Here is a 13,600-nt window from a genome sequence, read left to right as displayed (position 1 = left end):
AACTTCCGGGCAAAGGCTTCTTTTAATAACTTCTATCTGACAAGATATAAAACTTCAACCGGCTTAATCATCGTAAAAACTGTATTAACCTTATTAGGCTTTTTGTTAACTATTTTAGTTTTTGGACAAATAAACTTATCAAGTGAAAATTTATCATTTAACCGAGAAGACCCCCTCCTCAAGCTTTGCTAGGTGGGGGATAAATCGGATGCTTTTGGGCTTTTAACATTTCGTAGCTTGCCTTTGTTTTCTGTATCATCTATAATAATGTCAAGGTTTAGAACATACGTTCCCTTTGGAGACAAAAATGAAAAAGGCTTATTTTTCGAAAAGAATCTATAAAAACGAGCTGTCTTGCTACCTTATTCATGAATTAAATGGTGTCCTGCAAACATTCAACTTGGCCAAGCGTTATGCGTTCCATACTTTGGTTCGGGAAAAACGTTGGGGCTGTCAAAATAAAGAAAGTCTGCATCAAGTGTTAAAGAAAAAATTTGGCCTTAATGATTACTATGCCAACAGTGCCCGGCAAGAGGCTGCAGCCCTCTTTTCGGCTTTAACGGAGTTACAAAAATTATATATCAAACAAACGGATGAAAAATTAAAAGATCTAAAGAAAAAATTAAAAAAAGAACGTACAAAACTGACAAAGCTTCTTAAAGTCAAGGACAGTTTAATCAAAGGAAAACTTCATCTGCCTAGAAACAGCCCTTTTTTGAAGATAAACAACTTGATTGCCCTTCCTTTAAAAAATGAAACCCGGATTTGGTTAAATGATTATTTGTTTGAACACCAGTATCTTGATGTTCAAATTAAGCATACAAAGTCGCAGATCGGACGGTTAGTCTTTCGTCTCTACCGTCTGGAAGAAAAGAAACAAACATATAAAACTCATATACCCAGTTGCGTATTTGGCGGTAAAAAGTTGTTTAAGTCACAATTTACTAAAGAAGAGTATCAACACAACCACGAAAAATGGCAAGAAGTCTATCATCAAGCACGGACGAAACAAATGATGATTTCTGGCCGGAAGGATGCTAAATCCGGAAATTTTGTTTTCCAGTACAATATAGAGAATCAGGCATTGCACTTCACCTCTATTAGAGGTAAAGCTTTTACTATCCCGTTCGTTTTGTTCCCGTATGGACAAGAGATTGTCAACAACGTGATTTTAACCCAACAAACCTGTAAAAACAAAAAAGCCGATGGCAAACCGATCTCCTGGTCAATTGAGGATCACAGAGAATACTATATTATCAAATGTTTAGCAGAGGTTACGCCAAACCCATATGTTAATTTCAGTACCTCTGATGGCGTTATTGGCGTGGATTGTAATGTTGACCACTTTGCTTGGGCTGACCTTACAAATGACGGCAATTACCTAGAAAGCGGAAAATTAAAGTTTTCTATCGAAGGTAAAACAAGCGGTCAAATTACAAAAATCATAGAAGCCCAAGCCATCGATTTAGTCGATAAAGCGGTTCAAAAAAACAAGCCCATTGTTCTCGAAAATCTGGATACAACGCTATCAAAAACGGGTAATAGATATGCCAATAAGAAAGCGAACCGTTTAAAGAGCCTATTTGCCTATAAAAAGATGATCACTGCGGTCACGAGCCGCGCAGAAAAAATGGGCATCGATGTGATTCAAGTTAATCCGAAATATACGTCCGTCGCCGGAAAACTGAAATACATGCGCAAATTTGGTATATCTATTCATCAAGCCGCCGCATTCACTATAGGAAGGNTTTTTTACACACTTTTCAATGTCAATACCCCTCATCAAAGTATCAACTTACATGATCATCATCTCACAGAAAATGAACGAAAAAAGTTATTTAAATCATTGGCTTAATATCAACTTATGATTAAATCAATCAAAGCACCATTGTACCAGTCTTTTACTCTAGTCACCGGAGCAGATGGCTATTCTAGGAGCTGGGTGCATTATAATGAGTGCTGATTTAAACCTCTATGCTTATTTGAAGATGGTGAACCTTCTTGTGCTTGCTTAGACAGGAGACTCAAGTTGGTCGTTCGCGTCGTTCGCAAGGAATACGTCCGATAATAGGTATGGTTGAACCCTCTTGTTGAACGGAGGGGATTCTAAGTTTCTTTAACTAGAATCTCCCACCTCAAGCTCCGCTAGGTGGGAGTTGTTCAATTGAGCGGTAATCAACAATGAGCCTTTCTTTAAAGAAAACTTGGCTGGTACCAAGCCTTTTGGCGCAGGCAACTGCCTAGTTGCACTTATACTATCTACCTTATCTTGGAAGCTACGCCGAACCTGTATCAATGTTGCCAAGATATACTTTATGATAGTATAAAAAAAGGACTTTTTCACAAGAACACTTATACAAGCAATCTCTTTCTCCCTTTCATCTACTAATTAATAAGAATAGAAAGGAGAGATAGAATTAATGAGCAACCGTAATAATCAAAATCAAGGTTGTATGATTTTAAATAGCAATGGGGAAGTTTTAAATTGCAATGATCAAATGGCAAGTAATGCTTCTACACCCGTTCAATTAAGAGAAGGCGAAATTGCGGTTATTTTTTGCACACCAATCATTGGAAGACCTACTAGAAGATTAAGAGATATTAACCTCATGCGGGGCCAATTTGCCAGAATACGTTGCGGTCTTAACACCCTTAATGTTTCTTGCGGAAGACAAGTTGATAGGTTCCCAGCAGAAACCCGGACTTTATCACCTGGTGAATTTGTCGTTATCACATGTGATTGTTAACACAGAAATGAAACAACAAATAGCAGACCAAGTTCTAATATAGAACTTGGTCTGCCTTATTTTAGACTAATCTTAAGCGGTTATGGTAAATGGTTCAAAATTTGCATTGGTTTATTTAACGCATTCCACTTTTCTTTTCCAAACTCATATTTTCTTTTTGTTTCGTTTCATTTAACCGGCTATGTCTATAGCCGTACGTAAAGTAAATAATGAGTCCAAGTCCTAACCATATCAAGAATCCCTTCCAGGTAAATGCCTTAAGCTGAAACATTAAATAGACACAGATTATAACAGCTAAACCCGGAATAACCGGTACCCACGGCGTTTTGAATCCTCGCTTTAAATCCGGGCGTGTCTTCCTGAGCACTGCCACACCAAGAGAAACTGATGAAAAAGCAAATAGTGTTCCGATGTTCGTTAATTCAGCTAATTTATCAAGCGGAATGAGACCGGCAAATAATGCAACTAATACACCTGTTACCCACGTACTGATCAATGGCACTTTTCTTTTCTGATTGACTTTAGACAATGATTTTGGAAGCAGTCCATCCCTGCTGATAGAGTAGAAGAGACGTGTTTGTCCGAACATCATAACGATAAGAACAGTTGTAATGCCTACAATTGCTCCGACTGAAATTAATCCTGCTGCCCAATCCTGATTAATAAATCGTAGGGCAAACGCTACAGGGTCTTTCACCCCAAGTTTATCAAATGGAACAATCCCAGTTAGAATCGAAGAAACAATGATATATAAAAATGTACAAATCGTTAATGCCGAAATAATTCCGATCGGTAAATTACGCTGCGGGTTCTTCACTTCTTCTGCAGCTGTAGAAACCGCATCAAAACCAAAATATGCAAATACAACCACTGCAGCACCTGTCGTTATTCCTGAAAATCCAAACGGCGTAAACGGCGCCCAGTTTGCTGGTTTAACATACCATACACCTACTACAATAAAGAGAAGAACCACCGCAATTTTAATAAATACCATTACGGCATTAAATTTAGCCGATTCCTTAACCCCTCTGGAAAGAAGGAAAGCAATTAATAAAACAATAATAACAGCAGGTAAATCAATGACAGTACCCTTCGCGGGATCAAACGCACTCGTTAGCGCGGTTGGAAGGTGAATCCCAAATCCTGATAATAATCCTTGAAAATAACCTGACCATCCACTTGCTACTGCTGAAGAAGCCAGACCGTACTCCAGTATCAGGTCCCATCCTAAAACCCAGGCAATTAATTCTCCAAAAGCAACATAGCTGTATGTGTAAGCGCTTCCAGATTCGGGCATCATAGATGCAAATTCTGAATAACATAACGCAGCAAATGCACAGGCTATGCCAGCAATAATAAAAGACAATATCAGGGCTGGACCGGCATATTTTGCTGCAGCCACTCCCGTCAGAACAAAAATTCCTGTTCCAATAATTGCCCCAACTCCGAGCATAGTTAAATCAAATGCACCTAACACTTTCTTAAGTGAACTTTCTGAATCCTTATGTCCGATAGATTTTTTACGAAATAAGTTCATATGTCCTCCTATATCCACTTTGAAGTCATTTTTTTAAAATAATACGATGCTATTAAAAAGAACTTTTTATAAGTTAAGTCATACATCTTTCAATACTTGCCAATCGGCATGTTTTTTTATAAATGATTTAATTTGGTCATTCTAGGTATAAGAATTGAAATATCTGTAAAGCGGGGGCAGAGCGGTTATACTTTTTCTCCTCATCTTAACATTAACACCTCCCATCCAATAGTCTTAGTACTTTTTTATAAATTCGAACTTTACTGTTTATTTTCCTGCCGTCTCTTTAATAAATTTATTTAATTGTTTTGTTAATTTGTCGAATATTGTTTTTTTAACAAAGGAATCATCTATGAAAAGCACAAAAAAACCCGGCATAAGCCAAGGTATGTACGCCACTTTTCTATTCTATATCTATATATTTATATGCCAATGTCTTATATTGCGGCCAGTTCAACAAATTCCACTTCAGAGAGATGCGACAATACTACCGTGTGACAATCATCCACCTTTTGTAATTCGCACTGTTGATTTTCGTATACCCACAAAATAGTGTATTGTTCTCCTTGATAGATGACAAGTTCGTCCTTCATAAACAAGGATATCACCTCTTTTTTTCTTAATTATAACCGTTTTATAAGATTTGTAAAGAATAATTTTTGTAAAATTTTAAATAGTCCATTGTGAAAATTTCAAATCTAGTGCTCTTTTACTTTTATATTAAGCTTTTTTATAATGAAATGGTGAAAGGAGTTGCAAAAGTGCAGTTACCCGAGGATTTTATAAACCGTATGAAAAATATGCTTCAAGACGAAGCTGAAGCTTTTTTTGCTGCATATCAAGACGACAAAGCAACAGGACTGCGTATTAACCCATTAAAAATAAGCGCTGAGTCTTTCAAAAATATATCGCCATTTCCGATAGAGAACATCCCTTTTTGTTCAACCGGTTTCTACTATAATCCAGCTGACGAACCAGGCAAACATCCATATCACCAGGCCGGTCTCTATTACATACAAGAGCCAAGCGCGATGTTTGTCGCTGAAGTCGTGAATGCTGAACCAGGGGAGCGTATCCTTGATTTATGTGCGGCACCGGGCGGAAAATCGACACAAATCGCAGGTGCAATGAAAAACCAAGGTCTGCTCGTAACGAATGAAATCCATCCAAAACGTGTCAAAGCGTTATCAGAAAATATCGAGCGTCTTGGGGTTTCCAATGCTATTGTCACGAATGAATCTCCGGATAAACTCGCCAAACATTTTCAAGGGTATTTCGACAAAATTGTCGTCGATGCGCCCTGCTCTGGTGAAGGCATGTTCCGGAAAGATCCGGAAGCCGTACAGTATTGGAGTCAAGAGCATGTTAACCATTGTGCTTCTTTGCAAAAAGACATCCTGGAATCTGCTTATTTAATGTTAAAATCAGGCGGGATACTCGTCTACTCTACGTGCACATTTGCACCAGAAGAGAATGAACAAACGATAGAAAAGTTTATTCTAAAACATAATGATATGAGTCTTTTGCCAATTGCCAAGATGCACGGCATCAGCAACGGAAAGTCTGAATGGAGCGGTTCCAATTCAGACACCCTGAGCTTAACAGCCCGTCTATGGCCTCACCTCTTAAAAGGCGAAGGGCACTTTATAGCTAAGCTTCAAAAAAATGGTGAAACAATAGAAAGACCAATCCATATAGCTAAAGATACTTCCAAAAAAACTAACATAAATGATTACCGTACATTCGAAAAGCAGACCCTTGATATTAATATTCAACAAACGTTACACCTTAAAAACAACCAACTTTATGCTCTCCCGGACAGCTGTCCGGACTTAACAGGCATCAAAGCCGTTCGCCCGGGTCTGCATCTCGGAGAACTGAAGAAAAACCGTTTTGAACCAAATCATGCTCTGGCTCACGGTCTCCCAATCGATGCTTATAAACATAAGGTTGATCTAAGTCTAACTGATGATAGCTGGAAAAAGTATCTTCGCGGTGAAACGCTGCCAACCGGCGGTGACCGCGGATGGTGTATCGTAACTATTAATGGCTTCCCGCTTGGTTGGGGGAAAGAAGTCAAAGGAACTTTAAAAAACTTTTATCCTAAAGGGTTACGAGTACATGTTAAATAGAAGGCCAAACCAAGTTGCAAAACTTGGTTTGACCTATTAGCCAACGAAGAGATTGAATTTATCTGCAATATAAAAAATTTATGTTTTTTTGTAGAAAAACTGCTATAATGAAAATTACATAGTTCCTAATTACCATTGTCAGTTTGCGCAAAATTTTCCAAACATTTTAAAACAACATCATATTTCAACTTATTATACTACTAAATCAACCATTAAGGTGGTGTAATCAATTGAGTAATCAATCTATCAACCAATCCCGCAGTAATGAAGAAAATTTACAAAGGGGGCTTAAAAACCGGCATATCCAATTAATTGCAATTGGCGGTGCAATTGGCACTGGTCTCTTTTTAGGTGCCGGGAAGTCTATTCAGCTCGCCGGCCCTTCCTTAATGCTGACCTATTTGATTGTTGGCGTAGCGCTATTTTTTGTCATGAGGGCGCTTGGCGAACTGATCCTGTATAAGCCTACATCAGGTTCCTTTAGTGATTATGCTGAAGAACTTATCGGTCCCTGGGCAGGCTTTATTACAGGCTGGACTTATTGGTTTACATGGATTGCTACCGGCATAGCTGAAATTACTGCCGTCGGGATTTATGTTAAGTTTTGGGTCCCTGACATTCCGCAATGGATTCCGGCCTTAGCCTGCGTTATTGTCTTATTCTTGATTAATGTAGCTACGGTAAAAGCCTTCGGCGAAATGGAATTCTGGTTTGCTATAATCAAAGTTATAGCTATTGTAGCACTCATCATTTTAGGATTAATTATTATCTTTACAGGGTTTGGAAATCACGGCCATGCAACCGGCTTCTCAAATCTATATAAACATCACGGCTTCTTCCCGCATGGGATATCAGGTTTCTTGCTAGCTTTCCAAATGGCTGTATTCTCGTTTGTCGGCGTTGAGCTCGTCGGCGTTACTGCCGGTGAAGCCGAAAATCCTAATAAGACAATACCGAAAGCCGTTAATAATATTCTTATCCGGATTCTTATTTTTTACATTGGCGCTTTGCTCATTATCATGTCTATTTTCCCTTGGGACAAAGTCAGCCCTAACAGCAGCCCGTTTGTTACAGTATTTGCGCAAATTGGTATACCTGCCGCAGCCGGAATCATTAATTTTGTCGTATTAACATCTGCTGCATCTTCATGTAACAGCGGTCTTTTCAGTACAAGCCGGATGCTTTATTCATTGGCGCAAAACGGCCAGGCACCTAAGTCTTTTGGCAAACTCAGCGATCGTAAAGTCCCGGCCATTGCATTAATTGTATCGACACTCGCTCTTTTAGTCGGTGTTTTATTAAACTATTTATTGCCGGATATGGTCTTTACAATTGTAACAAGCGTCGCCACCATTTGTTTTATTTGGGCGTGGAGCATCATTCTTATTTCACACTTGCTGTTCCGGCGCAAATTGCCTGATGAAGCCCGTAAGATTCACTTTAAAATGCCGTTAACGCCAGCAATGAACTGGATTGTACTCGTCTTTTTCGTTGCCGTTATCATTATTCTCGGCTTCGATTTTGTGACTAGAATTTCTCTATTTGTTACGCCGGTATGGTTTGCTATTTTAGTGATTGCTTACTTTATTATGAAGAGTAAAAAACGAGCATAGCTTTTAAACTTTAAAAAGTGTATGAAGCCTCATTTCCTCATTTTGGAAATGAGGCTTTGACTTTTCTACAAAATGCAATACTTAATAGAAAAAGGCCTCCTATTTACTGATAGACACACTAAGAGAAAAATACCGCAATTATGATCTAGTTCGTATTCTTAGTTAAGATAATAGCGTTCAAACTTACATTCGGTAAACGCCCCGTACAATTGAAGAAGCTACTGCTGAAGGGCTTGAAACTGTTTTAAAGATTTCAAGCAAAACACTGTACACTATGACATAAAGGAAGATGCAGGTTCCATAATCCACCTTAGAATCAAAAGAATCCGGGATACACCATACTGGTGAATCCCGGATTAATAACAATATAGTAATTAAATATCATACATATTCTTTTAAAAAGATTTAGTTAAGCATGCATCTTCTCATTATTTGAATCATAGGATTCTTCACTATTAAAATCAATCTCAGGCGGCTGCTTTCTAAACATCTTTGTAAGAAACATCAAATAAATAAATCCAATAACCGCCCAAATACATCCCAGAATTAACGCATCTTTATCCAGGTTAACCCATAGCCAAATATCGAAGCATGCACCTATCACCGGTAAAATAAGATATAAAAAGGTGTCCTTCGGAGAACGCCTTTTGCCCTTAATATAGTAATGAGCAATGACCGAAATATTCACTAAAGTAAAAGTCGCAAATGCGCCAAAATTTATAAAAGAGGTTGAAGTCGAAACACTTAATGTCAGTGCAAGGAGTGCAAGAATACCTACAAGCATTAGATTAAACACAGGCGTTTTTAATTTTGGATGAAGATATCCGAAAAGTTTCTTCGGAAGCACTGAGTCGCGCCCCATCGCATAGAGAAGTCTGGCCGCGCTGTTTTGTGCAGAGAGTCCCGACCCAAACTGCGCGACAATCAAACCGGCCAAGAAAAACGCACTGAACAGATTTCCGCCAATATGCTTGGCAATCTCAAGACCTGCTGAATCAGAGTTCACAAAATGTGTATTCCCGGTGACTAATTGTGTAAAGTAAGCTGAACCAACAAAGAGAATACCGCCAATGATGATTATAAGAAAAATAGCTTTTGGAATCGTCTTTTTGGGTTGAATGGTTTCCTCTGAAAGGGTCGATACCGCGTCAAAACCTAAAAATGAATAACAGGCAATAGCTGCACCTGATAGAACTCCGGAAAAAGGCGCGCCCTGATTTATAAATGGTGTTATTGACAAAAGGCTGCCTGATCCTTTTTCATTCAAAATATCGATAATCGACAGTATGATAAATAATGCAATAACCAAAAATTGAAAAGCCATCATGATGAAGTTAACATTTGTACTCATTTTAATGCCAATGATATTAATAAACGTCGTAACGATAATAAAGGCTATAATCCATACCCATGAAGGTATTGCGGGAAACGCTGAGCTTAAATAAACACTGCCGATCAGCCAAATAACCATTGGTATAAAGAAATAATCCAGTAAAACAGCCCATCCTACCATAAAACCTAAATGTGAGTTGATTGATTTCCGGGTGTACGTATAAGCGGAGCCGGAAACCGGATAAGCCTTTACCATCTGCCCGTAACTATATGCCGTAAATAACATCGCTATCATTGAGACGAGGTAAGCGCTCGCCATCATCCCATGAGTTTTTACAGCAATAACGCCAAAGGTGCCAAAAACAATCATAGGCGCCATATAAGCCAGTCCAAATAAGACGACTTGATAAAGAGTAAGTGTTCTTTTTAGTGAAACTTCGTGGTTGCCCATATCTACTCCCCCTCGTATTCGGACTATTTACATAAGTCTTTGTATAATTCCGGTTGTCTATCTTTTAAATAACACTGAGCGTTCCTTGACTGTCCGATTTCGTCAAGATTTAGATTTACAATAATCCCTGATTCAGACTGTCCGCATAATGCTAACAATTCTCCAAAAGGATTAGCTGCAGCACTTCCTCCAAAAAAGCAGGTGTCTTCTTCTACGCCGACCTGATTGGTCGTTGCAACAAACACTTGATTGTCCACTGCCCTGCTTTGTATTTGAATCGTTTGTCTTTTGTCATACGGGAGCATATTCGCAGTCGGCGCCAGAATCATTTGCGCACCTTTTAAAGCTAATGTTCTTGCTGTTTCCGGAAATTCTGTATCATAACAAATCATGATACCAATCCTTCCGATATCTGTTTCCCAAACATTAAAGCCATTTCCAGGGGAGAAATACTTCGTTTCTTCATCCCATAAATGGACTTTTTGATAGTTTCCGATAATAGACCCGTCATGATTAATGAAACAAGCAGAATTATAAATTTTACGGTCATGCCGTTCAGGATAACCTAAAATAACTTTAATGCGATATTCTTCGGCGGCCATTCGAATCTTGTTAATGCTCGGTCCTTCTAATGTTTCTGCCATTTCTTCCGTTCTGTTTCTTGTAAAATATCCGGTTAAAGCTAATTCAGGGAATAAAATAAGATCCGCTTTTTGTATCGAAGCTTCTTTTATAAAACCTATGATTTTCTCTATATTCTTATCCTTTTCACATAGAATAGGCTGCATTTGTGCCAAATAAATTTTTACCATAAAATGCCTCCAGTCCAGCTATTGATTTAGATATTTCTTTACTTTACGGGAAGCTTGAGATTGGCTGATCCCTAATTCTTGAGCAACTTTATAAGTCGATCCGTACTTATCATAGGCATCCAATATGATTGACTTTTCAACTTCTTCCAAGATATTATTAAGCGTCTTGCCGGACATATCCTCACTTTTGGCTTTAACAGGGGCCGGAAGATCCTTTACGGTTACAATGCCATCGGCTGTAACGACCAGCCGCTCAACCATATTTTCCAGTTCCCGTATATTCCCTTCCCATTTATAATCTAGAAGCGCTTCCAAAGCTTTTGGGGACAACTGAACGCTGCAATTGTATTTAAAATTAAAATATTCAATAAAATGGTAAACAAGAGGTAAAATATCTTCTTTTCTTTCCCTAAGCGGCGGAATATAAATAGGGATGACATTTAAACGATAATAAAGATCCTTTCTAAATGTCCCTTTCTTAATCATTTCTTCAAGATCGCTGTTTGTAGCGGCTATTACCCTAACATCAACAGGGATTGCCTCTTTCCCTCCAATTCGCCTGATCTTTTTTTCCTGGAGTGCTTGTAACAGTTTGCTTTGAATATGAAGGGGAAGCTCGGCGACTTCATCTAAGAAAAGCGTACTCTTATTAGCTAACTCGAATAACCCTTTTTTGCCTTCTCTTAAAGCACCGGTAAATGACCCGGGTTCATATCCGAATAATTCGGCCTCCACTAAATGTTCAGGCAAAGCGGCGCAATTGACTTCATATAAGGTTTGCTGGCGCCGGTTGCTGTGATGATGAATTCTTTTCACTATCTCGCCTTTTCCGACGCCAGTTTCCCCTAATAATAAAACCGTACTGTCTGCTTTAGCCACTTTTTGAACAAGAGCAAGGATTTTTTTCATACTGCTGCTTTTAGCTATTAACCCTTCAAACTCCGCGGAATCATTTATTTCTTTTTTATAGTTTTCCAGCCGTTCTTCCATGTCCTCTATTTTTTTCTTTAATTGAATGAGTTCTGTAAGATCCCGGGAATAACTGACAACTCGCTTTAAATCCCCGTTCCTATCAAATACTGGACGCGCCTGGACATGCAAGTATCTTCCATAGGCAGTGTTCTGAAAAAGTTCTAAAGGCTTTTTCGTCCTAATGACCTCAAGTGATGCCGATGGATAAAAGACACCTTTTGCCTCCAGTTCTTGGACATGCTTTCCGACAATCTCATGAGCCGGCAAACGGTAATTCTTTTTACACATAGCATTAACTCTAATGACGACACCATGCTGATCAGTGACGAATATTTCATCAAAAGAAGCCTCGAAAATATCATTTAACTCGGCGTTAATGAGATCTGACTCATGTTGATTTTTTACCATCGCTCATGTCTCCCAAAAAGTTTGATTTCCTTAATACTATTTTATCAAACATTTTTGGAAATCTGCCGAGAATAAGTTAGACATTAAATGGAAAATAACAATTATATTGAAACTTTTATACTAAAGAAGCTTCAGATTGCTTACTTACAGCCGCTTTTATCGACTCTTCAAGGATATCAAGTCCTTCTTCAAGCTGTTCATCTGTAATAACGATTGGCATTAACACTCTAATGACATTGCCATACATCCCGGCACTTAACAGCAGCAATCCGCGGTTGCTTGCTTCTTGGATAATAGCGTTTGTCAAAGCTTTATTTGGTTCTTTGGAATTCTTATCCGTTACCATTTCGATAGCGCACATAGCGCCCAGTCCTCTGGCTTCACCGATACAATCATATTTTTCAGCAAGCTCATTAAATTTGTTTAATACTCTTTCACCGATTTTTTCAGCGCGTTGATTAAGATTCTCTTCTTCAATCACATCGAGGACTGCCAAAGCTGCGCTGCATCCTAAAGGACTGCCGCTGTAAGTGCCGCCTAACTCGCCCGGTTCTGATTTATCCATAATTTCACTGCGGCCAATCACACCGCTAATCGGCACGCCTGCCCCCATTGATTTGGAAACGGTGATTAAATCAGGGACAACGTCAAAATGTTCAATGGCAAAATAGCGTCCTGTTCTCGTGAAGCCTGTTTGGATTTCATCGGAGACAAATAAAATCCCATGCTGCTTACATAATTCATAAATGCCTTGAACAAACTTTTTGCTTGGAACGATAAAGCCGCCTTCACCTTGAACAGGCTCCATAATGACTGCGGCAATTGTTTCCGGCGCCACATCGCCAACTAAGAAATCTTTAAATTCCTGTAAAACTTGTTCATCATAATCAGCTTCTGAGAAACCTTCTGGACGGCGGTAGTAGTATGGATACGGCGCTTTATAAATTTCCGGCGCAAACGGTCCAAATTCATATTTATAAGGCTTTACTTTACTTGTCATAGTCATTGTCATCAATGTCCGGCCGTGATAGCCTCTTTTAAACGAGACAATCGCTTGTCTTTTTGTGTATTTTCTGGCAATCTTAACTGCATTTTCAACGGCTTCCGCACCGCTGTTTAAAAATAGAACCTGCTTATCATGATCTCCAGGCGCAAGTTTTGCTAACTTTTCAGCTAGTTTGATATAACCTTCATACATCATGACATTGAATCCTGTGTGAATGAAGCGGTCAACTTGTTCTTTTAAGGCTTTTGTCACCTTTGGATGAGAGTGACCGACATTAATTGTTCCGATAGCACCGGCAAAATCTATAAATGTATTCCCATCTACATCTTTAACCAGCGCGCCTTCCGCAGTATCCGCAAAAGTCGGCACTCCGTTGCTTACCCCTTTAGGAACAAAACGTTTTCTTTTATCAAGTAATGCCTTTGCTTTTTCTCCAGGCAAATTAGTTTTAACATCAGCAAATTTCTTCATTTATACCACCCTTTCGACAGCATTTGTTGTTCACTTTTTAAACATGCAAATCACATGCCAAAATCTAAAAGGATGAAAATGCTTTATTTAAAAGGTAAGAGCCAGAGAAAATAAGTCGA

10 protein-coding genes are annotated in these 13,600 nt (G+C 38.8%); 4 read left to right on the top strand and 6 right to left on the bottom strand.

Annotation, left to right across the window (positions count from 1 at the left end):
* Window positions 1-307 precede the first annotated feature (307 nt).
* On the top strand, window positions 308-1,855 hold the full coding sequence (locus tag ACFQRG_RS13200; RefSeq protein WP_380966722.1) for an IS200/IS605 family accessory protein TnpB-related protein: 1,548 nt from the start codon (window positions 308-310) through the stop codon (window positions 1,853-1,855).
* A 565-nt stretch (window positions 1,856-2,420) separates the two neighbouring features.
* The gene (locus tag ACFQRG_RS13195) at window positions 2,421-2,747 is read left to right on the top strand and encodes a hypothetical protein (RefSeq protein ID WP_380966720.1); all 327 of its coding nucleotides are present in this window, start codon (window positions 2,421-2,423) and stop codon (window positions 2,745-2,747) included.
* 115 nt (window positions 2,748-2,862) lie between these two features.
* Here the strand turns inward: ACFQRG_RS13195 and ACFQRG_RS13190 are convergent, their stop codons facing one another.
* The gene (locus ACFQRG_RS13190; protein ID WP_380966718.1) at window positions 2,863-4,284 is read right to left on the bottom strand and encodes an amino acid permease; all 1,422 of its coding nucleotides are present in this window, start codon (window positions 4,282-4,284) and stop codon (window positions 2,863-2,865) included.
* A 437-nt stretch (window positions 4,285-4,721) separates the two neighbouring features.
* Window positions 4,722-4,883, bottom strand: a complete 162-nt coding sequence (locus ACFQRG_RS13185) for a hypothetical protein (protein WP_380966717.1) — start codon at window positions 4,881-4,883, stop codon at window positions 4,722-4,724.
* 162 nt (window positions 4,884-5,045) lie between these two features.
* On the opposite strand from ACFQRG_RS13185, the gene ACFQRG_RS13180 reads away from it, so the two are divergent.
* Window positions 5,046-6,416 (top strand): RsmF rRNA methyltransferase first C-terminal domain-containing protein, encoded by a 1,371-nt coding sequence (locus ACFQRG_RS13180; protein WP_380966714.1) that lies wholly within the window; start codon window positions 5,046-5,048, stop codon window positions 6,414-6,416.
* Between the two features lie 245 nt (window positions 6,417-6,661).
* Window positions 6,662-8,029, top strand: a complete 1,368-nt coding sequence (locus ACFQRG_RS13175; protein ID WP_380967029.1) for an amino acid permease — start codon at window positions 6,662-6,664, stop codon at window positions 8,027-8,029.
* Window positions 8,030-8,438: 409 nt separating this feature from the next.
* On the opposite strand, the gene ACFQRG_RS13170 is transcribed toward ACFQRG_RS13175, so the two are convergent.
* The 4 genes from ACFQRG_RS13170 to gabT form a co-directional block, all read right to left on the bottom strand.
* On the bottom strand, window positions 8,439-9,812 hold the full coding sequence (locus ACFQRG_RS13170; RefSeq protein ID WP_380966712.1) for an APC family permease: 1,374 nt from the start codon (window positions 9,810-9,812) through the stop codon (window positions 8,439-8,441).
* 23 nt (window positions 9,813-9,835) lie between these two features.
* Window positions 9,836-10,624: a carbon-nitrogen hydrolase family protein gene (locus tag ACFQRG_RS13165; RefSeq protein ID WP_380966710.1), complete on the bottom strand. Its 789-nt coding sequence runs from the start codon at window positions 10,622-10,624 to the stop codon at window positions 9,836-9,838.
* Window positions 10,625-10,642: 18 nt separating this feature from the next.
* Window positions 10,643-12,004: a sigma-54 interaction domain-containing protein gene (locus ACFQRG_RS13160; protein WP_380966708.1), complete on the bottom strand. Its 1,362-nt coding sequence runs from the start codon at window positions 12,002-12,004 to the stop codon at window positions 10,643-10,645.
* Between the two features lie 115 nt (window positions 12,005-12,119).
* On the bottom strand, window positions 12,120-13,481 hold the full coding sequence (gabT, locus tag ACFQRG_RS13155) for a 4-aminobutyrate--2-oxoglutarate transaminase (RefSeq protein ID WP_380966706.1): 1,362 nt from the start codon (window positions 13,479-13,481) through the stop codon (window positions 12,120-12,122).
* Between the last annotated feature and the right edge of the window lie 119 nt (window positions 13,482-13,600).

Origin of the sequence: Scopulibacillus cellulosilyticus (genome assembly GCF_042665295.1) — a bacterium.
Lineage (GTDB): Bacteria > Bacillota > Bacilli > Bacillales > Sporolactobacillaceae > Scopulibacillus_A > Scopulibacillus_A cellulosilyticus.
Note: the sequence above shows the minus strand (reverse complement) of the source record. Positions and strands in the feature narration are given on the sequence as shown.